The organism is Nocardia sp. BMG51109, from assembly GCF_000526215.1.
Classification (GTDB): Bacteria; Actinomycetota; Actinomycetes; order Mycobacteriales; family Mycobacteriaceae; genus Nocardia.
Map to the genome: position 1 here is coordinate 2,813,783 of NZ_JAFQ01000004.1, position 24,939 is coordinate 2,838,721.

The window sequence follows — 24,939 nt, forward strand, 5'->3', positions numbered from 1 at the left end:
TGTGGTGCCGAGGGTGATCCGGAACAGGACCCGCTGAGCCCGGCGTACGCGGCGGGGCGCGGGTCTCGCGCTCCGCGCGTGGTCTCCCGGCGCCCTGCGAGTCTACGGTGTAGATTTATGTCTACACCGTAGACTCGGAGGGTTGGTATGGCCGGTGGGGAGCGTGTCGTGCGGATGGTCGACGTGCCGGGCGCGAGGTTGTACACGGGATCGGTCGGGTCAGGTCCCGCGCTGATGCTCGTTGCGGGCGGTGGCGGCGACGCCGGGGTCTACGAGGACGTCGCGGCGCTGCTCGGTGCCCGGTACACCGTCATCACCTTCGATCGGCGCGGCAACTCGCGCAGTGCGTTCACCGAGCCGGGGGCGGCGATCGATAACCGCGCTCAGGCCGACGATGTGGTGGCCGTTCTGGATGCCTACGCGGTGGAACGAGCGCATCTGTTCGGCAGCAGTGGTGGTGCGATCATCGCGTTGGAAGTGCTTGCCCGGCACGGTGCTCGGTTGCTCGGTGCGGTCGTGCACGAGCCCGCGGTCGTGCAACTGCTGCCGGGTGACGATCCCGGCCGGCGGCAGCTCGCCGAGATCTGGCGGCTGGCGGTGGAGAAGAGCCCGCTGCGTGCCTTCGCCGCGTTCGGTGTGATGACGGCGCCGCACATGCCGGCCGTGTTCCGGTCCGCGGCAGGGCAGGCGGCCATGGCAGGCGCGACGCGGGTCGCACTCGCGCTGGATTCCGCGGTTCGCCGGGCGACGCGGAAACCGCCGTCGGTCATGACCCGCCTGCTCGGCAATGCCGACTTACCGATGTACCGGGAGCTGCCGGCACTGTGCTTCGATTACCAGCCGGATCTCGATGCCCTGCGCACCATTTCGGTGCCGTGGTCGATTGCCGTCGGAGCCGACAGCGCGGGCCGTCCGTACGAGGTCGCCGCGCGGGCGCTCGCCGCGGAGCCGGCCATGTCGTATGTGGAATTCCCGGGCGGGCACACCGCCTACCAGGTGCAGCCGGTGCCGTTCGCCGAGCGCCTGCTCGCCGTCGTCGAGGGAGCGCGACGGTGAGTGCGCGCGGCAGGAGGACTGCCGATCGTCCCGCACTGCACCGGGACCACATTGCGGCGGTGGCGCTTTCGCTGATCGATCGAGAAGGACTGGAGGGCTTCTCGATGCGCCGGTTGGGGAGGGAGCTGGGAGCCGATCCGATGGCGGCCTATCGGCACTTCACCGACCAGCAGGATCTGTTCGACGAGATCGCCGCCGCGATGTTCACCGAGCTGGCGATGGAAGAGTTGCCGTGGCACGGGGATTGGCGGGAACTCATGCGTGCCTACGGGCATCGGGTGCGTTCGGTGCTGCGGCGGCATCCGAACGCGGTGCCGGTCTTCGCCACCCGGCCGGTGCGCAGTCCGCAGGCCGTGGACACCGGAAACCGGATGATCACGCTGCTGCGCGACGCCGGGTTCGAACCGTCCGTCGCGCTGCGGGTGGCGCGTTGTGTGGGTGAATACGTGTCCGGGCACATGCTGAGCTGGACGGCGGCGGCCGTCGCCGCCGTCCGCAGCCGCAAGCCGGCGCCGGGCGGGCCCGACTACAACCTGCTCGCCGCCGCGGCCGACGGTTCGGCCGGGACGGATCATTTCGATCTCGGCCTCACGGCCATGCTGGACGGCTTCGACCGGTACCGGTCCGAAAAGAGTTCGCGCGACTAGCTTTTCCGGTCCTCGATCAGCATCTGGGTGAAGAACTCGTAGATCAGCGCGGCCTGGAAGGCCAGCTGCTTGTTGTCGGCGGCGCCGCCGTGGCCGCCCTCGATGTTCTCGTGGTACCAGATCGTGTGGCCCTGTTCGGTCAAGCGCGCGGCCATCTTCCGGGCGTGGCCGGGGTGTACGCGGTCGTCGCGGGTGGAGGTGGTCAGCAGGATCGGCGGATAGGTCCGGTCGGCGCTGGTGTTCTGGTACGGCGAGTACTCGGACAGGTACTCCCACTCCTCCGGGATGTCCGGATCCCCGTACTCGGCGACCCACGAGGCGCCCGCGAGCAGCAGGTGGTAGCGCTTCATATCCAGCAGGGGAACCTGACAGACGATGGCGCCGAACAGTTCCGGGTAGCGGGTGAGCATGACGCCCATCAACAGGCCGCCGTTGCTGCCGCCCACCGCGCCCAGCTGCTGCGGGGTGGTGATGCCGCGCGCCACCAGGTCCCGGGCGATCGAGGAGAAGTCCTCGTAGACCTTGTGGCGGTTCTCCTTCTGCACCTGGGTGTGCCACTCGGGGCCGTACTCGCCGCCGCCGCGGATGTTGGTCATCACCCAGGTGCCGCCGCGTTCGAGCCAGCCCATTCCGGAGGCGCCGCTGTAGGCGGGGGTGCGCGAGACCTCGAAGCCGCCGTAGCCGGACATCACCGTCGGGCCGGGCGCGCCCTTGTGGTCGCGATGGCGGATCACGAAGTACGGCACCATCGTTCCGTCGTCGGAGCGGGCGAAGAACTGCTCGGTCTCGATGCCGTCGGCGTCGAAGAAGGCCGGTTCCTGCCTGAGCGTTTCGGTCCGCCCGCCGACGGAACTGGCCAGCAGTGTGGCCGGTGTGGTGAAACCGCTGGTGGTGAGCATGAATTCGTCGCCGCCCTCGAGCGGGTCGAGATTCATGACGTTGGTCGTCGACATCGGCGGGGTATCGCCCAGGGGTGCGCGCGTCCAGCCGTCGCGGCCGGGGGTGAGCACGTAGAGCCGGGTCTGCACGTCCTCGAGGGTGATCAGCAGCAGATGGTTCTCGGTCCAGCCGTAGCCGTGCAGTGCGGTGTGCGCGTCCGGTGTGAACACCACCTCGAAATCCCGTGCGCCGTCCAGGAAGTCGTTCAGGTCGATGGCCAGCAGGGCGCCGGCCGGATAGGTCGTGCCGGCCACCTCCCACGGCGCCTTCACCCGCACCAGCAGCCAGTCCTTGAACCACGACTCGGAAGCATCGGTCGGCACATCGATGTGGAGTAGCGTGCCGTCGTCCTCCAGCAGGTACACCGATTCGTTGAAGAAATCGGTGGCCCGGGCGACGTAGTGGCGCTCGTATCCCGGCGTGCGGTCGTAGCCGGCGGCGACCAGGACGTCCTCCGGCTCGCCCTCGAAGACGGTCTCGGCCTCCGCCAGCGGGGTACCGCGCCGCCACTGCTTGGCCAGCCGCGGATAGCCGGACTCGGTGAGCGAGCCCGGGCCGAAATCCGTTCCGACATAGACGGTGTCGGCGTCGATCCAGCGGATCTGCGACTTGGCCTCCGGCAGTTCGAATCCGCCGTCCGCGGCCGCACGGAACTGTTTTGCCGCCATATCGAATTCGCGCACGACCTTGGCGTCGGCGCCGCCGCGGGACAGGCTGATCAGTGCCAGCGACTGGTCCGGCCGCAACACCGCGGCGCCGCCCCACACCCAGTTCTCCTGTTCGGCGGCGGCCAGCGCGTCGAGATCGATCAGCACCTCCCACTGCGGGTTCGGCTTGCGGTACTCGGCGAAACTGGTTCGCCGCCACAGCCCTTTCGGGTGCTCGGCGTCGCGCCAGAAGTTGTAGAGATGGTCGCCGCGCCGGCTCGGGTACGGAATGCGGGTGTCGGTGTCGAGCATGTCGAGGATGCGGTGCTCCAGCTCGGAGAACCGGTCCGCGGTGGCGAAGCGGTCGACCACCACCTCGTTGTGTGCCCGCGCCCAGTCCAGCGCGCGGTCGGAGGTCACTTCCTCCAGCCACAGGTAGGGGTCGTCGTTCCGGTTCTCCTCGGCGGCGCTCATGCCTGCCATTGTTGCCGACGCGGCGGTTCGGTGCGCCGGTGATCCGCCCCCGCCGGATTCCGGCGCTCGCCGGCACCGCCGCTCACCTCGGCTTACCGGGTGGGTGGCGGGGTACGCCGGGGGTGTGCTGCGGTGCGGGACCGCACGCGGGCCCGCCTACGATTGCGACATCGTTGCCGACGACCGATAGGAGGCCCGGTTGCCGCATTTCCTGTGGGAACAACACTGCTGTCTGCCGCTGCTGCCGTCGGCCGACATCGCCGAACTGGCGCGCTATCGGCCGGGCTCGTATCTGTCGGTCAATGTCGGCTATGCGCCGCACAGCACCGCGGACGCGCTGGGACTGGTGCGGCAGTTTCGCCGGGCCGCCTTGGCGGACGGACGTTTTCGGCTCGTCCGGTCGATCGAGGACGTGGTCGCGGGCGGTCCCGCCATGGCATTGGCGTTCGATCTGGAGGATTCCGGGCCGCTCGGCGGTGATCTCGACACGGTACGGGTCTTCCACGAGCTGGGCGTGCGTTCGCTGCTGCCGAGTTACAACCGCGCGAATGCGGCGGGCTGCGGCTGCCTCGACACCGAGGACACCGGACTGACCGGATTCGGCCGCGACCTGATCCGGGTGCTGAACGAGGTCGGCGTGTTCGCCGACGGCTCGCACTGTTCGCGGCGCACCGGTCTCGATATCGCCGAGGTGACCGGCGAGCCGATGATCTACAGCCACTCGAATTTCGCGGCGCTGTGGGAACATCCGCGCAACATCACCGACGATCAGGCCCGGGCCTGTGCGGCGACCGGCGGCGTGATCGGCATCAACGGCGTCGGAATCTTCCTCGGCCACAACGGTTCCGACGAGCGTGCGGCCCGGATCGAGGCGATGGCGGATCATCTCGCCTACGGGGCGGAGCTGGTCGGCATCGAGCATGTCGGCATCGGCTCGGACTTCTCCTTCGACGGCGACCAGTTCAATGCCGAGATCGCCGCCGCGCCGGAGAACTTCTCCGAGGACTACACCCGGTGGGGCCCGCTGCGGTGGACGCCGCCGGAGGATCTGCTGGGCGCGGGCGACGTGCCCGGACTGGACGCCGTGCTGGCACGCCGCGGATTCGGCGAGGCGGATCGGGCGGCCGTATTCGGCGGCAACTTCCTGCGGGCCGCGCGGCGCGTCTGGCGTTAGCGGTCGGGCGGTGGCAGCGGTTCGGCGGTGGCAGCGGTCAAGCGGTGGCGACCTCGAGCAGGCAGTCGGTGACCGCCTGGGGTTCGGTGATCATCAGATCGTGGCCGGTGTCGATGTCCCACAGGCGGCCGGCCGCGCGGGCCTTCGCGATCAGCTCCGGGTCGCGGGTCGCCAGCGTGACGGTGCAGACGATGTGGAACTGCGGGATCGCCCACAGCTCGTCCTCGTTGCGGAGATCGAGCGGTTCCTCGAAGCAGCGCCAGGGGTGGGCGGTCAGGCGCTCGGCCATCCATCGCAGGTCGTCGGGGTCGGTGATGCCGTACAGCATTCCGGCGTCGGCGCCGGGTTGCAGGACGAGTTCCACGCCGTCGACGACGGCGCCCAGCGGGCGGACCGCCTCGATGTACGGGCCGGCGACATCGACCAGCGACTGCCCGTTGGCCGGGGTGGCGGCGTCCAGGTAGACGAGTTTGCCGATCCGGTCGTGTGTCCGGTCGGCGGCGCCGGTGACCACCATGCCGCCGTAGCTGTGGCCGACCAGGATCACCTCGCGCAGATCCTCGTGGTTGATCAGCTCGGCGACGTCGTCGATGTGCGTGTGCAGCCCGATGCCGGGGCCGAGCACGTGCGCCCGGTCGGCCAGGCCGGACAGCGTCGGGGTGTATACGTCGTGACCGGCCCGGCGCAGCAGCCGGGCGACCCGCTGATAGCACCAGCCGCCGTGGCCGCCGCCGTGTACGAGGACATACGTTGCCATGCGGGCTCCCAACATCGTTCTCCCACATGAAAATAACATTCTCAATTGTGTTACTTGCTGATTTCGTGGAGCGGACGTGCCCGAGTGCCCGGGTGTGATGCCGAATTCACGCTGATTCGGCGGAGGTGGGTGGGCCCGCGATCGCCGGCGGAGTTAGGCTCGTGGCCGTGACTTCCCACTACGATGTCGTCGTTCTCGGCGCTGGTCCCGGCGGTTACGTCGCCGCGATCCGCGCCGCTCAACTCGGCCTGCGAACAGCGATCGTCGAGCAGAAATATTGGGGCGGTGTGTGCCTGAACGTGGGCTGCATCCCGTCCAAGGCCCTGCTGCGCAACGCGGAGCTGGCACACCTTTTCACCAAGGAAGCCAAGACGTTCGGGATCACCGGCGAGGCGAGCTTCGACTTCGGCGCGGCGTTCGACCGCAGCCGCAAGGTCGCCGACGGCCGGGTCAAGGGCGTCCACTTCCTGATGAAGAAGAACAAGATCGACGAATTCGACGGCAAGGGGTCGTTCACCGGTCCGAACTCGCTGTCGGTCGCGCTGACCAAGGGCGGCGAGGAGTCGATCACCTTCGACAACGCGATCATCGCCACCGGAACCGTCACCAAGCTGTTGCCCGGCACCTCGCTGTCGGCCAACGTCGTCACCTACGAAGAACAGATCCTGACCCGCGACCTGCCGGGTTCGATCCTGGTCGTGGGCGCGGGCGCGATCGGCATGGAATTCGCCTACGTGCTGAAGAACTACGGCGTGGACGTGCGCATCGTGGAATTTCTCGACCGCGCCCTGCCGAACGAGGACGCCGACGTCTCCAAGGAGATCACCAAGGCGTACAAGAAGCTCGGTATCACCATCACCGCCGGCGCGGCCGTGCAGTCCATCGAGGACAACGGCAGCAAGGTCACCGTCGCCATCAAGGACAACAAGTCCGGTGCGGTCGAGACCGTCACCGTCGACAAGGTGCTGCAGGCCGTCGGATTCGCGCCGCGGGTGGAGGGCTACGGCCTGGAGACCACCGGCGTGCAGCTGACCGAGCGCGGCGCCATCGCCATCGACGACTACATGCGCACCACCGTCCCGCACATCTACGCCATCGGTGACGTCACGGCCAAGCTGCAGCTCGCGCACGTCGCCGAGGCGCAGGGCGTGGTCGCCGCCGAGACCATCGGCGGCGCCGAGACGCTCGCGCTGGGTGACTACCGGATGATGCCGCGCGCCACCTTCTGCCAGCCGCAGGTCGCCAGCTTCGGCCTCACGGAGGAGCAGGCGCGGGCCGAGGGCTACGACGTGAAGGTCGCGAACTTCCCGTTCACCGCCAACGGCAAGGCGCACGGCCTCGGCGATGCGACCGGCTTCGTGAAGCTGATCGCGGACACCAAGTACGGCGAACTGATCGGCGGCCACCTGATCGGTCCCGACGTCTCGGAGCTGCTGCCCGAGCTGACGCTGGCGCAGAAGTGGGATCTGACCGTCAACGAGCTGGCGCGCAACGTGCACACGCACCCGACGCTGTCCGAGGCGTTGCAGGAGGCCATCCACGGCCTGGCGGGGCACATGATCAACTTCTGATCCGTCACTCGACGATCCGCGAAGGCGCCCTTCGGTTTTCGAACCGGAGGGCGCCTTGCCGTCGGTCTGGTACGGGGTGCGTGAATGCCGGAGGGGTGCGGGAATGTCCAAGGGGTGCGGGAATGCTGTTGAGCTGGGGTTTCGCGGTCCCTCCGGCTACGATTGCCGCAACAAGACACCTAGGGAGGGCATCGGAATGAGTGTCATGGCTGTCGTGCATCGTCATAGCGAGCTGCCCGGGGACCCGTACGACCTGTGGGTGCGGGACGAACTGGCGGACATTCTCGATCTGCCGCACGACGGAACGCGGGTCGAGATCATCGGGGGGGAGATCGTTGTGGCACCGGGGCCGGACTTCGCTCACAACATGATCGTGAGTGAGATTCAGGATTCTTTTGCGGCGGTCAAGGTCGCCGACGCATCGTTTCCATGGCGCTGTGTTCAGACCCAAGACCTCAATCTGAGCGAAATTCATGACGGCTATATCCCGGATCTTTGTGTGATCGACAAGGAGGTGGCGCGGCAGGCGCGAGTCGCGGCGCTGACGAAGATCCTGCCCGGACAACTGGCACTGAGCGTCGAGGTCACCTCACCATCGAATGCGGCCGAGGACCGGGAGCCGGGTGCTCGGCGAGTTCGCCCCAGTAAGTGGAATGGATATGCGCAGGTCGGCATTGCTCACTACTTGCTCGTCGATCGGGATCCGAAGACGGCCGCCGCGACACTGTTCACCGAGCCGGACCGCCGTTCGGGCAGCTACCTGGAGTCGATGAGCTGGAAGTTCGGGGAGACAATCGTGCTGCCGGACCCGTTCGACGTCTCGATCCCCACCGACGAGTGGGAGCCCTGGATGTCTTGACTCGTGCTGCCCCAGGCGCTCTCGGTTCCTCACCGGACGCGAGGCGCACCTCGGTGGCGGATCGGTGCGAAATGCTCGGTGGGCAGGGTCAGTGGTCGGTCTGGATGCGCAGCGTGGTGATGGTGCTGGCCAAGCTCTCGTATTGGTTGGTGAGCAGGACAATTTCGATGAGGCGGCGCTCGTCGTAGTGGGCAGCCAGGGCCGACCAGGTGGGGTCGTCGAGGTCGCGGGTCCGCACGAGTTGGTCGACGGCGGTGAGCAGGGCGCGTTCCTTGGCCGACCAGCCGGGGGCGTCGGGGCCGGTGCGCAGCCGGTCCAGGATCTCGGGGGTGACGCCGGCTCGCTTGCCGAGGCGGATGTGGTGGTCGGTTTCGTAGTCGCACTGGCGCAGATGTGCCACGCGCAGGATGACCAGTTCCGTCTCGTAGCGGGGCAGTTTGCCGCCGGGCATCAGCCGTCCCGAGAAGTGCAGCCAGCCGCGGAACAGGCCGCCGGTGCGGCCCAGGGTGCTGAACAGATGCGCGTCGGGGGTGCCCGCCGCGCGCGAAAGTACCTGCCAGACAACCCAGTTGACGGGGCCCAGCTCGCGGAGGCGGCCCGGCTCGATGCGCGGCTTCGTCGACATCATGCCTCACGCTAACAGCCTGGTCCGCCCGGGTGCCACAAGTGATGTACAGCCGTGTTCGTCACCGGTGCGGGCCCGTGCCGCGGCTACGCTCGGGCCGTGTCATGGCGAGGCACGGCCTGCCCCTCGTGACGCTCGGACCGCGACGCTCACATCCGGTTCGTGCCATGGCGCGCGGTCCGTGGGACGGCGATGCCCGGCCCACGCCGGAGGCCGCGCGCGGATGATCGTGCGCGGCAGTCATTCCCGCAGGGCCTGGCCGAGTTTGGTGAGCTCCAGGGCCTGGCGGGCGCGGACCAGGACGTGTGTGCGGGATTCGAGGATATGGGCGAGCAGAGTGCTCAGCGCCAGGTCCAGCTCGCCCGCCAGGATCTGCTCGGCGATGGCGATGTGGCCGGAGGTCATTCGGACGATGCGTTCGGGGGTCGGAATGTCCAGCGAGCGAATCGGGCGGACCTTGGCGTGCACGGCGGTGAGTGCGTCGGACAGGGACGAATTACCCGCTGCCAGTAGCAGATTGGTGTGGAACTGTTCGTCGGCGGTGATGACGTCCGGTGTCGGGGCGGGTGGTTCGTTCCGGAACGCCCGCCAGAGGGACAGTTCCCGACGCACCACGAGCTGATCGTGGACGAGGGCCTGCGGGCTCGGGGCGAGCGGGCCGGTCGATGCGGTGGTGGGCTGCGAACCGGTACCGGTCGCGGCGTTTTCGGGGTCCGCGGCCGGATATCCGAGGTGGGTGATTTCGCCGTAGGCCGGGACATCGGAGGGAATGCCGTGCTGCGCGGCGAACCGGACCCGCCGGATTCCCCGCGCTTCCAGTACTATTCGCAGCTCGTACAGGTCCCCCAGCTCGTCCAGCCGGGGGCGGTAGGGATACAGCCCGTCCTCGTGGCGTTCCACCAGGCCGTCGGCGAGCAAGCGCGCCAGCGCTTCCCGCACCGGCGTGCGGGAGACGCCGTAGGCTCCGGCGAGGCGCTCCTCGCCGAGGCGGACGGTGGGATCCACGGCGCCCGCGGCCAGGTCGTCGCGTAGCGCGCGATACACCCGCTCGCTCAATGAGATACGCCCCCGGCGCGTCATCTCGTGCGTCCCGGTCAGATCGCCATCGCCGCGCGGACGGAGGTGGCCGCGCCCGCGCCGCCGGCGCCCTCGGCGGCGACCCGGCCGGACTGCAGCACGCAGTAACGCTCGGCGGCCTGCAGCGCGAAGCCGATATGCTGCTCCACCAGCAGCACGCTCAGACCACCGCGGCGGGTGAGTTCCATGATGGTGTGCTCGATCTCGGCCACTACCGACGGCTGAATGCCCTCGGTGGGTTCGTCGAGAATCAGCAGCGTCGGCTCGGTGAGCAAGGCCCGCGCGATGGCCAGTTGCTGGCGCTGGCCGCCGGACAGCAGTCCGGCCTTGCGGTCGAGCAGGTCGCGCAGCGCCGGAAACAGTTGCAGCGCTTCGTCGATCGACGCCTTGCCGCCCGCCCGACCGCCGGCCACCACTTGCAGGTTCTCCTTCGCGGTCAGCTGTGGAAAACACTGCTGCCCCTGCGGAACATAGGCGATCCCGCGCCGCACCCGCCGCGACGGCGACAGCTTGGTGATCGGCTCGCCGTCGAAGCGGATCTGTCCCGATTTCACCGGGAGCAGCCCGACCGCGGCCCGCAGCAGGGTCGTCTTACCGGCGCCGTTGTGGCCCATGACGGCCGCGACACCGTCGTCCGGGACCGACAGCGACACACCGTGGATCACCTCGGTGCGGCCGTAACCGGCACGGATGTCAACGAGTTCGAGCATCGGCTGCCTCCTCGGCATAGGTTTCGACGGCGGCGGCGGTGCCCAGGTAGACCTCCTGCACCTTCGGATCGGCCTGCACCTGCTCGACCGTGCCCTCGCTGAGCACCCGGCCGCCGGCCAGCACGGTGACCGACGAGGCATACGCCCGCATGAAGTCCATATCGTGCTCGACGACGATGACGACACGGTCGGAACCGATGCGGCGCAACAGCTTCCCGGTTTCGTCCCGTTCCTCCGCGCTCATCCCGGCCACCGGCTCGTCCAGTAGCAGCACCGAGGCGTTCTGTACCAGCAGCATGCCGATCTCCAGCCACTGTTTCTGCCCGTGCGCGAGCACGCCGGCCGGCTCGTCGCGCAGGTCGGTGAGACCGGTTGTCGCCAAGGCGGACTCGATGGCCGGGGTCACCGATCCGCGCCGCCGCAGCAGGGTGCGCGCAGAGCGACCGGAGCCGGCCGCGATATCGAGGTTCTGTAGCACCGTGAGCTGTTCGAAGACGCTGGCGGTCTGGAAGGTGCGGCCGACGCCGAGGCGCGCGATCCGGTGCACCTTGCGGCCCAGCAGTTCCGTCCCCGATTTCCGGGCCGACCCGGTGGCGGGGGTCAGGCCGGTGATCGCGTCGATCAGCGTGGTCTTCCCGGCGCCGTTCGGGCCGATGAGGAACCGCAGGTCACCCTGCAGGACCGTCAGGTCGACGCCGGTCACGGCCTGAAATCCGTCGAAATTCACGGAGAGGCCCCGGATTTCGAGGTATTCGCCGCCCATGCCCGCCGTGCCGCCGAACTTCGGCCCGCCCGCTGCGGACTCGGCGCCGTCGAGGTGATCGCCGGTCATCGTGTCTCCACCGTCGTTTCCGTCCGGGGCCCTGTCGCTTCGGAGGAAGCCGCCTCCACGGACGAGGCCGCTCGCTCGGGTGCCGACTCCGGCCGGGCCGGGCGCCGGAACCGATCCACCGCACCCCGGAGGAGCGGCCACAGGCCCGCCAGCCCGGCGGGGATGAATCCGACGACCACGATGAACAGCACGCCCTGCAGGTACGTCCAGGCGGACGGGAAGTGCTCGGAGAACGTGGTCTGGGCCCACGCCACCCCGATCGCTCCGAGCACCGGGCCCAGCAACGTGCTGCGGCCGCCGATCGCGACGCCGATCAGGAATACGATCGACGGCACCACGCCGATGTCGGCCGGCGAGATGATGCCCACGATCGGCGTGAACAGCGCACCCGCGATCCCGGCGAAGAAGGCCGCCACCACGTACGCGACGATCTTGATATTGGCGGGATCGTAGCCGAGGAAGCGCACCCGTTCCTCCTGATCGCGCACCGCCACCAGCAGTTCGCCGTAGCGGCTGCGCATCAGCTGCCGCGCCACCGCGACCACCAGCAGCAATGCCCCGGCCGCGAGGAAGAACAGCATCCGCCGGTTCACCGGATCGTCGAGCCGGAAGCCGAAGAAGGCGCGGAAGTCGCTGAGCCCGGTGAACCCGCCCATGGTCTGCTGGCCGGTGAGGAGGATCGCCAGCGCCGCCGTCAGGGCCTGGGACAGGATCGCGAAGTACGCGCCCTTGACCCGGCGCTTGAAGACCCCGAAACCCAGCAGTGCGGCGAGCAGGCCGGGCAGCACCAGGATGGCCAGCAGCGCCACCGGAGCGGACGCGAAAGGCCGCCAGTAGGAAGGCAGTTCGGCGATGCCCGCGATCTGCATGAACTCCGGGACGTCCTGCCGCAACCGCGCCGCGTCGGCCAGTTGCATGTGCATGGCCATGATATAGGCGCCGATACCGAAGAACACGCCCTGGCCGAGGGTGAGCATTCCGCCTCTGCCCCAGGCCAATCCGATCCCGACGGCCACGATGGCGAAGCACAGGAACTTGGCGAGCAACCCGAGCCGGAAATCGCTCAGCACCGCCGGCGCGACGGCGAACAGCAGGATGGCCGCCGAGGCGAAACCGGCGAGGGTCCGTAGCGGGCCCTGACCGCTCATGCTGTGCTTGTTTCGGCCTGAGCGGGTGCCCTGCGTGGTGACGCGAGCTGCCTCCTCCGGGCCCTGACCGCTCATGCCAGGCTCCTTGTCCGGACGGTGAACAACCCCTGGGGACGCACCTGGAGGAATACGACGATCAGCACGAAGACGATCACCTTGGCCACCGACGCCGTGGTCGAGTACTCGATGAACGAATTCAGCAGTCCCAGTGCGAAGGCCGCGAGCACCGTGCCCCTGATCTGCCCGAGCCCGCCGATGACGACGACCAGGAAGGCGTCGACGAGATAGCTCTGCCCGATGGTCGGGCTGGTCGAACCGATCAGGGTGAGCGCGACACCGGCGACCGCGGCCAGCCCGGACCCGATGAAGAAGGTGCCGATATCGGTTGTCCGGCTGGATATTCCGCTGGTCTCGGCGAGGTCGCGGTTCTGCACGACGGCCCGGATGCGCCGCCCCAGCGGTGTCGTCTTCAGCGCGACGGCCAGCACGGCGACCGCGACGACGGCGAGTACCAGAATGAAGAGGCGGGTCTTGGGTACCACGGTTCCGGCGAGGGTGAGGCCGCCGGACAGCCATTCCGGGACGACGACGTTCTTGGCGGGTGCGCCGAAGATGTTGCGCGCCAGCTGTTGCAGGATCAGGCCGACGCCGAAGGTCACCAGCAGGGTGTCCAGCGGCCGGTCGTACATCCAGCGGATCAGCCCCATTTCCAGCGCCGCGCCGAGCAGCCCGCCGACCAGGAAACCGGCGAACAGCGAGACGATCAGCGCGACGCCGGTGGCGTGCACGACCTGCTGCACGACGAAGGTCGTATAACAACCCGCCATGATGAACTCGCCGTGCGCCATGTTGATCACGCCCATCTGACCGAAGGTCAGCGACAGGCCCAGCGCCGCCAGCAGCAGAATGGATCCCAGGCTCAGCCCGGTGAACAATTGTCCGACCGCGACTTCCATCGATATCACCTCCGATATCCCCTCGAATTCGATCGAACGGTGCGGTCCCGTCCTCCCGGCACCAGGACGGGACCGCACCTCCCCTCATCGATGGCAAGCGGCTACTTGAGGCCGGCGGCCCATTCGTAGGACTTCAGATACGGATCCGGCGGAATCGGCTTGCCGGAATCCCACACCGTGTAGATCAGTCCGTCCGGGTGGATCTCGCCGATCCGCGCCGTCTTGGTGATGTGATGGTTGGCTCCGTCGACGGTCACGGTGCCCTCGGGCGCATCGAAGGTGACGCCGTCGGCGGCGTTCTGGATATCGGGCACGGCGAACGATTTCGCCTTCTCCACCATGTTCTTCCACAGGAATACCGAGGTGTAGGCGGCCTCCATCGGATCGGAGGTGGGCTTGCCCGCGCCGTAGCCGGCCTTGTAGGCGTCGACGAACGCCTTGTTCTGCGGGCTGTCCACGGTCTGGTAGTAGTTCCACGCGGTGAGCTGCCCGGCGATGTTCTGCGGGCCGATGCCGGTGACCTCCTCCTCGGCGATCGACACCGAGATCACCGGCATCTCGGCGGCTTTCAGCCCGGCGTTGGCGTATTCGCGGAAGAAGGCCACGTTCGAATCGCCGTTGAGGGTGTTGAAAACCGCCCCCGCCTTGGCATTCCGCACCTTGTTGACGATTGTGGAGAAATCGGTGGAGCCGAGCGGGGCGTAGTCCTCACCCTTGATCTCGATACCGTTCGCCGCCGCGTACGCCTTGATCTCGCGGTTGGCGGTCTGCGGGAACACGTAGTCGCTGCCGACCAGATACAGCGACGTGACGCCCTTCTGCTTCAGATAGTCCAGCGCGGGGACGATCTGCTGATTGGTGGTGGCGCCGGTGTAGAAGATGTTCTTGCTGTCCTCCAGGCCCTCGTATTGCACCGGATAGAACAGCAGCGAGTTCAGCGTCTCGAACTTCGGTTTCATCGCCTTGCGACTGGCCGAGGTCCAGCCGCCGAAAACCGCTGCGACACAGTCGGAGCTGACGAGTTTCTCGGCCTTCTCCGCGAACGTCTTCGGATCGGAGGCGCCGTCCTCGGCGACGATCCGGATCTGCTTACCCATGACCCCGCCGGCGGCATTGATCTGGTCGACCGCCAGCTTGGTGGAATTGGCGACGGTGACCTCGCTGATCGCCATGGTGCCGGTGAGCGAGTGCAGCGAACCGATCTTGATGCTGTCCTTCGAAGTGTCCACGCACGAGGCCGCGGCAGAACCGGAGTCGGCGTCGTCGCGCGCGCCGCAGCCGGACAGGAGCAGCGCCGACAGCGCCAGTGCGCTCGGCGCGGCGACCATTTTCAGTAGCGGATGGGGGCGGGCGCGACGGGTGTCACGAGAATCTGACATGGGGCGGACCCTTCTTGCTCATCAGGTGTTCGGCGGCGCGGAAGCCGCACCGGATCGCGCGCTGAACTCGCCGAATCCCTTGCGGGACACCGGCGTTGTATACAGCGGTTGTATCCGTGCGCCGAAGAGTAAGCGCGAAGTGTTGCGCCCGAATATTTCTCGGTGACGGACCTGTTGCGGACGTTTCCGTGACGTGAACTTTCCCCGTGCCGGGACCGCCGGAACGGCGCGGGCCGAATGCTTTACCGCAGCACGTACGGGGAAATGGAGCTGCGGTGTTCGCTGATGTCGAGGGACTTCCCCAGCGGCGGGAAGGCGCGCTGCGGGCAGTTGGTGCGCTCACACACCCGGCAGCCCGCGCCGATCGGGGTGGCCTTGGGCTCGTTGAGATCCAGGCCGTCGGCGTAGACGACCCGGCCCGCATGCCGCAGCTCGCAGCCGAGTCCGATGGCGAAGGTCTTGCTGGGCTCGCCGTAGCGAGTGGCGCGCCGCTCGACGGTGCGCGCGATCCACAGATACTTGCGGCCGTCGGGCATCTGGGCGATCTGGGTCATGATCCGGCCCGGGTAGGCGAAGGTCTCGTAGACGTTCCACAGCGGGCAGGTGCCGCCGCTGGAGGAGAAGTGGAAGCCGGTGGCGGACTGCCGTTTCGACATGTTGCCGGCCCGGTCGACGCGCACGAACGAGAACGGCACCCCGCGCAGTTTCGGGCGCTGCAGCGTCGACAGGCGATGGCAGATGGTCTCGTAACTCTGCGTGAAGAACGCCGACAACCGCTCGATGTCGTACCGGAAATCCTCGGCGACCTCGTGGAAATAGGAGTACGGCAGCACCAGGGCGGCGGCGAAGTAGTTGGCCAGCCCGAGCTGGGCGAGCGTGCGCGAATCCTCGGAGGCGAAATTGCCCTCCTCGACCAGTTTTTCGATCAGGTCGCCGCATTCCAGGTAGGCCAGCTCGGCCGCGAGCTTGAACACCCGCTGCCCGCCGGACAGGTGCGGCGCGATCTCCAGCCGCCGCGCCTCGGGGTCGAAGCGGTGCAGCACGCCCTCGCCGAGGTCGATGCGCTCGACGATCTGCACCCCGTGCGCGGTGGTGAGCCGCCGGGCGATCTCGCGCTTGAGATCGCCGCCGTGGAAGCGCATCCGGTTGGCGAGTTCCTCGGCGGCGGTGTCGACCTCGTGGATGTAGTTCTGCCGCTGGTAGAAGAAGTCGCGCACCTCCTCGTGCGGGCGGGAGATGGAACCGGTGCCGCTGCCGTCGGCGAAGCGGTCCTCGGTGGCGGCGGCCAGCTGCGCGGTGGTGTTGCGGTAGCGGCGGTGCATGTTCACCATCGCCCGCGCCAGGCTCGGATGCGCCGAGACCATCTCGGCGATCTCCTCGGCGTCGGCCTCGACGGCGAGCTCCTGGTCCATCACCACCTCGCGCAGCTCGGCGATCAGCCGGGTGTCGTCCTGGGAGGAGAAGAAGCCGGCGTCGACGCCGAACTCCTCGCTGATCCGCATCAGCACCTGGACGGTGAGCGGGCGCACGTCGTGTTCGATCTGGTTGAGGTAGCTCGCCGAGATCTCCAGCTTCTTGGCGAGCGAGACCTGGCTCAGCCCTCGTTCGGTCCGCAGCTGACGAAGCCGCGCTCCGACGTAAGTTTTGGCCATTCGTCCAGTTTATGGCCGATTTAACAGGTCTGCAAACCTCCGATTAGCAAAATCTGCCCATGCCCTGTCGGGCCCTCGCGCTACCGTCGGATTCGTGCTGTTGTCGCAAGTCGTCGAGGCGTCGGAGGCCGTCCGGGCGACCTCGTCGCGCAAGACCAAGATTGCCACGCTGGCGGAGCTGCTGAGCCGGGCCGGGCCCGCGGAGCTCGCGCCGGTGGTGGCGTGGGTGTCGGGTGAGCCGCTGCAGGGCCGGATCGGCACCGGCTGGCGCACGCTGACCGCCGTATCCGTCGATCCGGCGGCCGAGCCGGGCCTGACCGTGACGGCCGTGGACGAGACCCTGGGCAATCTGGCGCATACGGGCGGTTCCGGGTCGACGGCCCGCCGTCGCGCACTGCTGGTCGACCTGCTGTCCGCGGCGACGGCGCCGGAACGCGACTTCCTGGTGCGCCTGCTGACCGGTGAGCTCCGCCAGGGCGCCCTGGCCGCGATCGTCGCCGAGGCGGTGGCGGTCGCCGCCGCGGTGCCGGTCGAGCTGGTCCGCCGCGCCCACATGCTGTCCGGGCGGCTGCCCGTGACGGCGATGGCCGCGATGACCGGCGGCGCCCCGGCGCTGTCGGAGTTCCGGCTGGAGGTGGGCCGGCCGATCCAGCCCATGCTGGCGTCGCCGGGCGCCACGCTGGACGACGCGTTCGCCGAGTTCGGCGGCGAGGTGAGCGTCGAACACAAGCTCGACGGCGCGCGGATCCAGGTGCACCGCAGCGGTTCCCGGGTGCGGGTCTTCACGCGCACGCTGCGCGACATCACCGGGAACGTGCCCGAGCTGGTGGAGCTGGTGACCGGATTGGACTGCGAGAGCGTGGTTCTGGACGGTGAGACCCTGGCGCTGAACGATGCCGGGCGTCCCCGCCCCTTCCAGGAGACGATGAGCCGGTTCGCCCTGTCGCCCGCGCCCGGCACCGATCCGGAGGCGAGCGCGGCCACCGCACTCGGCGAGGCCGTGCCCGCGGCGGCCTCCACCCGCGAGCTGTTGCTGCATCCGTACTTCTTCGACTGCCTGCACCTGGACGGTGCCGACCTGCTCGACGCGCCGCTGTCCGAGCGGCGCGCGGCACTGGCGAAAGTGGCGGGCGAGCACAGCATTCCGGCGCTGTTGCGGCCCGATGCCGAGGCGGCGGCGGACTACCTCGACGCCGCGCTGGCGGCCGGGCACGAGGGTGTCGTGATCAAATCGCTGGCCGCGCCCTATGCCGCCGGGCGCCGCGGACGGGCCTGGCAGAAGATCAAACCCGCGCACACCCTGGACCTGATCGTGCTCGGTGCGGAATGGGGGTACGGCCGCCGCACCGGATACCTGTCGAATCTGCATCTGGGCGCGCTCGATCCCGACGGCGGCGAACCGATCATGGTCGGCAAGACGTTCAAGGGCCTGACCGATGCGCTGTTGCACTGGCAGACAGCGGAATTCCCGCGGCACGAGCGCACCCGCGACGAGCACACCGTATTCCTGCACCCGGAGCTGGTGGTCGAGATCGCGCTGGACGGCGCGCAGGTGAGTTCCCGCTATCCGGGCGGGGTCGCCCTGCGCTTCGCCCGGGTGGTCCGCTACCGGCCCGACAAGGAACCTGCCCAGGCCGACACGATCGCCGCCGTGCGCGCGCTGCTCCCGCCGGGATCCGCTGCCGCGGAGTAGTTCTCCCAGCCGATTCACAGGCGAATGGACGGGGATCTCGAGGCAGCGGGCGCACGATGGGGTTCGTCGGTTCGACCGGCACGGATCAGCTGCCCTGATCCGGTCATCCCCGCCACGGCGGCGCCGCCCCCTCGCCGGCGCCGCCGTTCGGCGTCGGTCGTCGGTGTCCACAGGAAGCCGGTGTGCACAGGTCGCCGGTGTTCGCAGGAGTCAGTGTTCGTAGGAGTGGTATCCGCTGAGATCGGGCAGGCGGCACAGTCCGGCCGAGATCTCGCCGGCCAGATCGTCGTAGGCGACCGCCAGCTCCGACATGCGCCGCGTGGCATCGCGGACCACCTCGTCGGGTGCCTCGGTCAGCGTCAGATAGGTCAGCGCGGAGAACTGCGCCAGCCGATCCACCACGGTTCCCACCGTTTCGGTATGTAACCGCGCGCCGGCGTGCGCGCGGGGTAATTGCGTTGCGACCCACTGATCTACCTCGTGCACGAGCCGGGCGCGATCGCGATCGATATCGGATGCGGCGGTCGGTGACGTGGCGAGCCGTTGTTCGTGCAGTTCGGCCAGGCGGCAGGCGCAGCGCAGCACGAAGTTGTCGTCGTGCGCCGTCCCGCGGCATGCCTCCAGCAGGCTGTGTTTCGGTGGGAGCGATTCCACGGCGGTAATCCTGCACGGCGAATGTTTCTTATCGGCAACGACATTCGATGCCGGTTTGTGATCTTGTGCTCACACCAGCTCGACCCGCACGCCGGCCTGGCGGATCGTGGCGATCTCCGCCTCGTCGGCGGCGGTATCCATGACGAGGATGTCGACGTCCTCGATCGGGCAGATCCGGGCCAGGGCGGTGCGTTCCAGCTTCTCGGCGGTGGCCACGACGACGACTCGTCCGGCGCGCCGCGCCATTTCGGCGTTGATGCCCGCCTCGTCCAGATGGCGGCACTGCGCGCCGCCCTCCGCCGAGAGCGCGTCCACGCCGAGAACGACGGTGTCCAAGCGTAATTCGGCCAGCGCCCGCTCGGCCAGCGGCCCGTGCAGCTCGTAGGATTCGCGCCGGGCCATGCCGCCGAGGCAGATTGTGCGCAGATGCGGGCGCAGGACCATCTCGCCGGCGATGTTCAGGGCGTTGGTGACCAGGGTCAGCCGATTGTCGGCGCCGACCGGAAGGTCGGGCCGGCCGGCCAGTGCGCGTGCCACGGCCGTGGTCGTGGTGCCGCCGTTGAGCCCGACCACCTCGTCCGGATTCACCAGTCCCGCCGCATATTCGGCGACGCGCTGCTTGGCCTCGTCGCCGCCGCGATAGCGGGCGGGCAGTTGGTAGGCCACCGAGGTGGCGACGATGCCGCCGTGCGTGCGGGTGGCCAGCTGCTGGTCGGCCAGCGCGGTGAAATCGCGGCGGGCGGTGGCGGGCGAGACGCCGAGCCGCGCGGCGGCCTCGTCCACCGACAGCCGCCCGGCGTCGGCCAGCAGTTCCAGCAGCCGGTTCCAGCGCTGGGAACGGTCTGTCGCAGAAGTCATTTCACGCTTCCCGCGGTCAGCCCCGCGACCAAGCGCTTCTCGATGAGTGCGAACAGGACGACCACCGGCACGACGCCGACGGTCGAGATGGCGAAGACGTACTGCCAGGCCGTGTCGTACTGCCCGATGAATTTCGTCAGGGCCACCGACAGCGGCTGGTTCTCCGGCGTGGTCAGAATGACCAGGCTCGCGGCGAATTCGTTCCAGCACGAGACGAACGCGAAGATGGTGGCGGTGACGATGCCCGGCCACACCAGCGGCAGGCTGATCCTGGTCAGGATCCGCAGCCGGCTCAGCCCGTCGAGCTGCGCGGCCTCCTCGATCTCCACCGGCACCGACGCGAAGAAGCTGTGCATGATCCAGACCGCGAACGACAGGTTGAATGCGGCGTTCACCAGGATCATCGCCAGCCACGTGTCGTTGATGCCGAGCGTGAAGAACTCCCGGATCAGGCCGGTCACCAGCACGGTCGGCTGCAACATCTGGGTGACCAGCACCAGGCCCAGGAACGCGGCCTTACCCGGAAAGCGCCGCCGCGCCGTGTAATACGCGGCCGGGATCGCCACCACCAGCACCAGCGCCGTCGCGCACACCGAGATCACCGCGGTGCTGATCATGTTGAACGGCAGCGGGGCCTCCGGGGTGTGCCACATGGTGGCGTAGTTGTCCGGGCTCCAGTCCTGTGGCAGATAGGTCGGCGGGATGCGCAGGATCTCCGAGCGCGGCTTCAGCGAGCCCAGCACCATCACCAGATACGGGATCAGGAAGATCGCCGCGATCACGATGCCGGCCAGCGTGAGATCCCAGCGACGGCGTTTCCGGGCCTTCATGGCCGGTGAAATATGCTGCGCGGCAGCAAGTCCGGTGTTCGCTGACCGGGTTACGGTGTCGCTCATCGGGCCTCCTCTCCGGCCGGGCGGATCAGTTTCACGTAGACGGCGATGATGATCGCGATCAGCGCGAAGTTCAGCACGCTCATCGCGGCCGCCGTGGCGACCTGCTGGTTCTGCCGGATCAGCTTGAACGTCAACGTGGTTGTGGTGTCGGCGGAGAAACCCGCGATGCTGCCGGTCAGCACCTGCAGGATGGGCAGCGAGTTGAATACGTTGATGATGTTGATGACCGTCGCGACCGCGATCGCCGGGCGCAGCTGCGGCAGCGTCAGATGCCGGTAGCGCTGCCAGGCGCCGGCGCCGTCGACCCGGCCCGCCTCGTAGATCTCGGACGGAATCGCCTGTAGCCCGGCCAGCATCGTGTAGGTGGTGAACGGAACCGAGACGAACACCGCGACCCCGATCGCCACCAGGAAGGCCGGCCCCGCCTCCTTGGTGAAGCCGAAACCCCGGTCCAGCACGCCGATGTCGACCAGGAACCGGTTGACGAGGCCGACGTCCGGATCGAGCATGTAGGCGAAGACCGAGGTGGTCATCACCACCGAGGCCGCCCACGGCACCAGGATCGCCAGCCGCACCGCGGTGCGGCCGGGAAAGTCCTTGTGCAGGAACTGCGCCAGCCCCGCCGAGAGCACCAGCGTGATCACCACGACCGCCACCACCCAGAGCACGGTGTGCAGCAGCACGCTGCCGAGTTCATCGATGGCGAACAGCGTGCGGAAGTTCTCCAGGCCGGCCGAGCCGCGGTCCTGGCCGTAGGCGCTCAGCGCGCGGGTGGAGGTCCACAGCATGTAGCCCGCCGGGAACGCCACCACGCCCGCGATCAGCACCAGCACGGGGCCGATCCACGGCAGTGCGCGCAGCGCCGCCGTGGATCGGGACCCGGATCGTCCGGTGGCGGAGGTCAATTCGCCGCCTGCTGGATCCTGCCGAGCACCGCGGCCGGGTCGGCGCCCTGCGTGACGGTCCCCATCTGTTGCCGGATGGCGCCCTGTGCCGCACCCCATTGGGGGTTGTTGCTCGGGTAGAACTTGGCCACCGGCAGCGTGGCGGAGAAGGCCTTCACCACCGGGTCCTCGGCCATCGCCTGGGTGCCGCTCGCCGTGATCGGGATGAAGTGCTCGGCGGCGACGAACGTGGAATAGACCGGGGCCGAGTAGAAGTAGTCGAGGAACTTCTTGATCGCCTCGGACTTCTTGCCGTCCTTCTTGAACGCCATCAGATGGTCGGCGACGCCCAGGGTCACCGGATCGCCGGTCTCGGTGGGCGAGGGTGCGGTGGCGTACTTCAGATTCGGGTTCTTCTGGGCGATCATGCCGATCACCGGCGGCAGGCCCTCGATCATGCCGATCTTGCCCTGGATGAAGGCGTTGATCACGTCCTTGCGGTCGGTGGCGCCCGGATTCGGCTGTGTCACACCGGCGTCCGCGATCGACTTCATCGCGGCCACGCCCTCGGTATTGGCCGGGGTGTCGACGGTGACCTTGTCGCCCTCGGACCAGTTCCCGCCCGCGCCGAAGGTCCAGATCGAGGTCTCGCCCTGCGCCTCCTCGCTGCCCAGCGGCAGGCCGTAGCCGGAGACCCCGCCGCCCAGCGCCTGGATCTTCGTCGCGGCGTCGGTGAGCTCCGGCCAGGTCTTCGGCGGCGCCGCGATGCCGGCCCTGGCGAACAGGTCGCTGTTGTAGAACAGCGTGCGGGTCGAGGCGAACAGCGGTAGCGCCCACTGGGTTCCGCCGATCGAGGCGTTCTGGGCGAAGCCGGGCTGGATGTCGGCGAGCACTCCGGGGGAGACCACCTCGGATGCCGGATAGAGCTGGCCGTCGGTGGCGAAGGTGGAGTAGGCGTCGATGTTGAGGATGTCGGGGGTGGTCGACGGGGACTGCAACTTGGTGCGGACCACGTCGTTGATCGAGTTCCAGGACTCCACCTGGAGTTTTACCTCGATATCCGGATTCTGGCGCTGGAAGTCGGCGATGATGGTGTCCCACTCCGACTTGGTGTTGTCGCTGTAGCTCGGGGCCAGGAAGGACAGGGTGTTCGGGTCCGAGTCGTCGGCGTTGTTACCGCCGAACCCGCAGGAGGAGACGGCCAGGGCCAGGCCGGTGAGTAACGCTATCGACGAGAACGCGCCGCGGAGTGGACGTTTCACGAGTAGAACCTTTCCATGTGCGCACCCGGCGATCCGAACCGCGGATGAGGAAGCGAGACGAGTCGATCTGACGAAGGTTAGCGCTAACACTGATCGAACGTGACCGTTTCGACTGTAAATTTGACATGAACGATCACCAGGTCGATCCTGGTTTCGTGCCGACCTCTGCCGATCGAACCTTCGAAACCCATCTGGCTGCCGAGGTGGCCACGCAGCCCGACGATTGGGCCCGCGCCGCGTCGATCGCCGCCGACAATGCCGCGCTGCTGCCGGCGCCGGGTGAGCGGGTGGCCGTGATCGGTTGCGGCACCTCGCTTTTCATGTCCCGCGCGATCGCGTCGCTGCGGGAGTCCGCCGGCTGGGGGCTGACCGACGCCTGGCCCGCGAGCCACGTCCGCACCGGCCGCGACTACGACCGCTACCTGGTGATCTGCCGCTCCGGCACCACCACCGAGGTGGTCGACGCGATGCGGGCGATCCCGGCCGGGGTGCCGCGCACCGTGATCTGTTCCAGTCCGGGGACACCGGTACTCGAGCTGGGCGACGCGATCCTGATCGAGGAGGTCGACGAGCGGTCGGTGGTGCAGACCCGCTTCGCGACCACCGCGTTGGCGATCCTGCGCCGGCATCTCGGCGAGGACCTCGCCCCGGTGATCGCGCAGGCGCGGGCGGTACTGGCCGAGGACGCCGAGAGCGCCCTGGCGGCGGTGCGCGGCGCCGAGCAGATCAGCTTCGCGGGAACGGGTTTCGCGGCGGCCCTGGCCGAGGAGGCGGCGCTCAAGCTGCGCGAATCCTGCCAGGCGTGGACCGAGGGCTATCTGGCCACCGAATACCGGCACGGGCCGATCAGCATCGCGGCGCCCGGCCGGGCGGTGTGGGCACTGGGGCCGCTGCTTCCCGGCTTCGCCGACGAGATCGCGGCCACCGGCGCGCATTTCGAACATCGCGCTATCGATCCGATGGCCGACCTGGTGCGGGTGCATCGGCTGTGCCTGCTGCGGGCGGCCGACCTCGGGCTGGATCCGGATCGCCCGCGCAGCCTGAACCGCTCGGTGATTCTCGAGTGATGGCCGGGTCGTGACCGCCGTCGAACCGCCGGATCTGGTGCTCGCCGTGGATGTCGGCGGGACCACGATCAAGGGCGAGGTCACCGACGCCGCCGGGCGGGTGCTGTCGTCGGGCGCGGTCGCGACACCGCGCGGCGAGGCCGCGTTCGACGCCATGGGTGACCTGGGATCGTCCGTCCTCGCCGAACTGGCGGCGGCGCAGCGGAAATCGGTGTCCCGGGCGGCGGTCGTGCTGCCGGGCATCGTCGATCCCGGCCGCTCGCTGGCGGTGTTCAGCGGCAACGTGGGCTGGCGAGACGTGAAGGTGGGCAACCGTTTTCGGGACCGCTGGGGCCTGCCGGTGCTGCTCGAACACGATGTCGCGGTGGCCGGCTGGGCGGAGTGGCGCTACGGCGCGGGACGCGGCTGCGACGACGTCTGCGTGCTGATCCTCGGCACGGGCATCAGCGGAACGCTGTCGGTGGGCGGCCGGTTGGTCCGCGGCCGTGCCGGGCAGGCCGGTGAGTACGGCCATATCCCGGTGCGTCATCGCGACGGCGTGCCCTGCCCCTGCGGCGGCGTCGGCTGTGTGGAGACCGTGGCGTCCGGCGTCGCCATCGCCCGTGCCTACCGCGCCCGCACCGGTCGCGAGATCATCGGCGCCGAAGCGGTTTTCGCGGTACTCGACACCGATCCCGATGCGCGCGCGGTGGTCGGCGACGCCGTCGACGCCCTCGCCGAGGCCCTGCTCGGCATCGTCCACGCCACCTGCCCGGAACTGATCGTGCTGGGCGGCGGTCTGGCCGGTGCGGGGGCCGTGCTCACGGATGCCTTGCAGGACCGGCTGGAACATCTGCTGCGGCTCGCCCCGGTGCCGCGGGTGGTGCTCGGCGAGTTCGGAGCCCGCGCCGGTCTGGTGGGCGCCGCGAAGTTCGCGCGTGCGGGAGAGCTGGAATGAGCGCGGGAGTGCTGGAATGAGCACCGTGCGGCTCAGGGTGCAGCCGCGTCGTCGGCGTCCTCGCCTGGTGCTGCGTCACAAGCTTGCCGCGCCGGCGTTGTGCCCTCGGGCCGACGCGACGATGCTGGAGCGTATGTGGCGAAGGGCGGGGCTGGTCACGGGGCGTGACGGTGCGGGCGCGCGGG

At 68.5% G+C, this 24,939-nt stretch carries 23 protein-coding genes; 8 read left to right on the forward strand and 15 right to left on the reverse strand.

Annotation, left to right across the window (positions count from 1 at the left end; all coding sequences use genetic code 11):
• Positions 1-147 precede the first annotated feature (147 nt).
• Positions 148-1,056: an alpha/beta fold hydrolase gene (locus tag D892_RS43675; RefSeq protein WP_024801867.1), complete on the forward strand. Its 909-nt coding sequence runs from the start codon at positions 148-150 to the stop codon at positions 1,054-1,056.
• Entirely contained in the window at positions 1,053-1,703 is a 651-nt protein-coding gene (locus D892_RS41165; RefSeq protein ID WP_024801868.1) for a TetR/AcrR family transcriptional regulator, read from the forward strand. The genes D892_RS43675 and D892_RS41165 overlap by 4 nt, the downstream gene beginning before the upstream one ends.
• Here the strand turns inward: D892_RS41165 and D892_RS0114215 are convergent.
• Positions 1,700-3,763, reverse strand: a complete 2,064-nt coding sequence (locus D892_RS0114215; RefSeq protein ID WP_024801869.1) for a prolyl oligopeptidase family protein — start codon at positions 3,761-3,763, stop codon at positions 1,700-1,702. The genes D892_RS41165 and D892_RS0114215 overlap by 4 nt on opposite strands.
• 199 nt (positions 3,764-3,962) lie before the next feature.
• Here D892_RS0114215 and D892_RS0114220 point away from each other — a divergent pair, with 199 nt between their 5' ends.
• Positions 3,963-4,937, forward strand: coding sequence for a dipeptidase (locus D892_RS0114220; protein ID WP_024801870.1), 975 nt, complete (start codon positions 3,963-3,965; stop codon positions 4,935-4,937).
• 37 nt (positions 4,938-4,974) lie between these two features.
• On the opposite strand, the gene D892_RS0114225 is transcribed toward D892_RS0114220, so the two are convergent.
• Positions 4,975-5,694 carry an alpha/beta hydrolase gene (locus D892_RS0114225; protein ID WP_024801871.1) on the reverse strand — a complete coding sequence of 240 codons (720 nt, stop codon included), beginning with the start codon at positions 5,692-5,694 and terminating at the stop codon, positions 4,975-4,977.
• 167 nt (positions 5,695-5,861) lie between these two features.
• On the opposite strand from D892_RS0114225, the gene lpdA reads away from it, so the two are divergent.
• Together lpdA and D892_RS0114235 are read left to right on the forward strand one after the other, a co-directional pair.
• Positions 5,862-7,265: a dihydrolipoyl dehydrogenase gene (gene lpdA, locus D892_RS0114230; RefSeq protein WP_024801872.1), complete on the forward strand. Its 1,404-nt coding sequence runs from the start codon at positions 5,862-5,864 to the stop codon at positions 7,263-7,265.
• A gap of 205 nt (positions 7,266-7,470) precedes the next feature.
• Positions 7,471-8,124, forward strand: a complete 654-nt coding sequence (locus tag D892_RS0114235) for a Uma2 family endonuclease (RefSeq protein ID WP_198036897.1) — start codon at positions 7,471-7,473, stop codon at positions 8,122-8,124.
• 88 nt (positions 8,125-8,212) lie between these two features.
• Here D892_RS0114235 and D892_RS0114240 read toward each other — a convergent pair whose 3' ends face one another.
• From D892_RS0114240 to ramB, 8 genes are all read right to left on the reverse strand, one after another.
• Entirely contained in the window at positions 8,213-8,752 is a 540-nt protein-coding gene (locus D892_RS0114240; protein WP_024801874.1) for a carboxymuconolactone decarboxylase family protein, read from the reverse strand.
• A gap of 237 nt (positions 8,753-8,989) precedes the next feature.
• Entirely contained in the window at positions 8,990-9,829 is an 840-nt protein-coding gene (locus D892_RS45170; protein ID WP_024801875.1) for a GntR family transcriptional regulator, read from the reverse strand.
• Between the two features lie 14 nt (positions 9,830-9,843).
• Complete coding sequence (urtE, locus tag D892_RS0114250) at positions 9,844-10,536, reverse strand: urea ABC transporter ATP-binding subunit UrtE (protein ID WP_024801876.1); 693 nt, start codon at positions 10,534-10,536, stop codon at positions 9,844-9,846.
• The gene (urtD, locus tag D892_RS0114255) at positions 10,520-11,368 is read right to left on the reverse strand and encodes an urea ABC transporter ATP-binding protein UrtD (protein ID WP_024801877.1); all 849 of its coding nucleotides are present in this window, start codon (positions 11,366-11,368) and stop codon (positions 10,520-10,522) included. Before urtD ends, urtE begins: the two co-directional genes overlap by 17 nt.
• Complete coding sequence (urtC, locus tag D892_RS0114260) at positions 11,365-12,516, reverse strand: urea ABC transporter permease subunit UrtC (RefSeq protein WP_024801878.1); 1,152 nt, start codon at positions 12,514-12,516, stop codon at positions 11,365-11,367. Before urtC ends, urtD begins: the two co-directional genes overlap by 4 nt.
• Before the next feature lie 71 nt (positions 12,517-12,587).
• Positions 12,588-13,472 carry an urea ABC transporter permease subunit UrtB gene (gene urtB, locus D892_RS0114265; RefSeq protein WP_024801879.1) on the reverse strand — a complete coding sequence of 295 codons (885 nt, stop codon included), beginning with the start codon at positions 13,470-13,472 and terminating at the stop codon, positions 12,588-12,590.
• Positions 13,473-13,573: 101 nt separating this feature from the next.
• On the reverse strand, positions 13,574-14,851 hold the full coding sequence (gene urtA / locus D892_RS0114270; protein ID WP_024801880.1) for an urea ABC transporter substrate-binding protein: 1,278 nt from the start codon (positions 14,849-14,851) through the stop codon (positions 13,574-13,576).
• Positions 14,852-15,093: 242 nt separating this feature from the next.
• Positions 15,094-16,503 (reverse strand): acetate metabolism transcriptional regulator RamB, encoded by a 1,410-nt coding sequence (gene ramB / locus D892_RS0114275; protein WP_024801881.1) that lies wholly within the window; start codon positions 16,501-16,503, stop codon positions 15,094-15,096.
• Positions 16,504-16,597: 94 nt separating this feature from the next.
• Between ramB and D892_RS0114280 the strand changes: the two genes are divergently transcribed.
• Positions 16,598-18,196: an ATP-dependent DNA ligase gene (locus tag D892_RS0114280; RefSeq protein ID WP_024801882.1), complete on the forward strand. Its 1,599-nt coding sequence runs from the start codon at positions 16,598-16,600 to the stop codon at positions 18,194-18,196.
• A 210-nt stretch (positions 18,197-18,406) separates the two neighbouring features.
• Here the strand turns inward: D892_RS0114280 and D892_RS0114285 are convergent, their stop codons facing one another.
• The 5 genes from D892_RS0114285 to D892_RS0114305 form a co-directional block, all read right to left on the reverse strand.
• Positions 18,407-18,850: a DUF4254 domain-containing protein gene (locus tag D892_RS0114285; protein ID WP_024801883.1), complete on the reverse strand. Its 444-nt coding sequence runs from the start codon at positions 18,848-18,850 to the stop codon at positions 18,407-18,409.
• Between the two features lie 69 nt (positions 18,851-18,919).
• Complete coding sequence (locus D892_RS0114290; protein WP_024801884.1) at positions 18,920-19,708, reverse strand: DeoR/GlpR family DNA-binding transcription regulator; 789 nt, start codon at positions 19,706-19,708, stop codon at positions 18,920-18,922.
• The gene (locus tag D892_RS0114295; protein ID WP_232236089.1) at positions 19,705-20,604 is read right to left on the reverse strand and encodes a carbohydrate ABC transporter permease; all 900 of its coding nucleotides are present in this window, start codon (positions 20,602-20,604) and stop codon (positions 19,705-19,707) included. Before D892_RS0114295 ends, D892_RS0114290 begins: the two co-directional genes overlap by 4 nt.
• The gene (locus D892_RS0114300) at positions 20,601-21,509 is read right to left on the reverse strand and encodes a carbohydrate ABC transporter permease (protein WP_024801886.1); all 909 of its coding nucleotides are present in this window, start codon (positions 21,507-21,509) and stop codon (positions 20,601-20,603) included. The genes D892_RS0114295 and D892_RS0114300 overlap by 4 nt, the downstream gene beginning before the upstream one ends.
• Positions 21,506-22,750, reverse strand: coding sequence for an extracellular solute-binding protein (locus D892_RS0114305; RefSeq protein ID WP_024801887.1), 1,245 nt, complete (start codon positions 22,748-22,750; stop codon positions 21,506-21,508). Before D892_RS0114305 ends, D892_RS0114300 begins: the two co-directional genes overlap by 4 nt.
• Before the next feature lie 155 nt (positions 22,751-22,905).
• Between D892_RS0114305 and D892_RS0114310 the strand changes: the two genes are divergently transcribed.
• A complete protein-coding gene (locus D892_RS0114310) occupies positions 22,906-23,817 on the forward strand; it encodes an SIS domain-containing protein (protein ID WP_036568852.1) in 912 nt (303 codons plus the stop codon).
• A gap of 10 nt (positions 23,818-23,827) precedes the next feature.
• The gene (locus tag D892_RS0114315; protein ID WP_024801889.1) at positions 23,828-24,754 is read left to right on the forward strand and encodes an ROK family protein; all 927 of its coding nucleotides are present in this window, start codon (positions 23,828-23,830) and stop codon (positions 24,752-24,754) included.
• Positions 24,755-24,939 lie beyond the last annotated feature (185 nt).

Coding starts and splice junctions, on each gene's coding strand:
- D892_RS43675 (WP_024801867.1), top strand. CDS start 148: ATGGCCGGTGGGGAGCGTGTCGTGCGGATGGTCGACGTGCCGGGCGCG.
- D892_RS0114215 (WP_024801869.1), bottom strand. CDS start 3,763: ATGAGCGCCGCCGAGGAGAACCGGAACGACGACCCCTACCTGTGGCTG.
- D892_RS0114225 (WP_024801871.1), bottom strand. CDS start 5,694: ATGGCAACGTATGTCCTCGTACACGGCGGCGGCCACGGCGGCTGGTGC.
- D892_RS0114235 (WP_198036897.1), top strand. CDS start 7,471: ATGGCTGTCGTGCATCGTCATAGCGAGCTGCCCGGGGACCCGTACGAC.
- D892_RS0114240 (WP_024801874.1), bottom strand. CDS start 8,752: ATGATGTCGACGAAGCCGCGCATCGAGCCGGGCCGCCTCCGCGAGCTG.
- D892_RS45170 (WP_024801875.1), bottom strand. CDS start 9,829: ATGACGCGCCGGGGGCGTATCTCATTGAGCGAGCGGGTGTATCGCGCG.
- urtE (WP_024801876.1), bottom strand. CDS start 10,536: ATGCTCGAACTCGTTGACATCCGTGCCGGTTACGGCCGCACCGAGGTG.
- urtD (WP_024801877.1), bottom strand. CDS start 11,368: ATGACCGGCGATCACCTCGACGGCGCCGAGTCCGCAGCGGGCGGGCCG.
- urtC (WP_024801878.1), bottom strand. CDS start 12,516: ATGAGCGGTCAGGGCCCGCTACGGACCCTCGCCGGTTTCGCCTCGGCG.
- urtB (WP_024801879.1), bottom strand. CDS start 13,472: ATGGAAGTCGCGGTCGGACAATTGTTCACCGGGCTGAGCCTGGGATCC.
- urtA (WP_024801880.1), bottom strand. CDS start 14,851: ATGTCAGATTCTCGTGACACCCGTCGCGCCCGCCCCCATCCGCTACTG.
- ramB (WP_024801881.1), bottom strand. CDS start 16,503: ATGGCCAAAACTTACGTCGGAGCGCGGCTTCGTCAGCTGCGGACCGAA.
- D892_RS0114290 (WP_024801884.1), bottom strand. CDS start 19,708: ATGACTTCTGCGACAGACCGTTCCCAGCGCTGGAACCGGCTGCTGGAA.
- D892_RS0114295 (WP_232236089.1), bottom strand. CDS start 20,604: ATGAGCGACACCGTAACCCGGTCAGCGAACACCGGACTTGCTGCCGCG.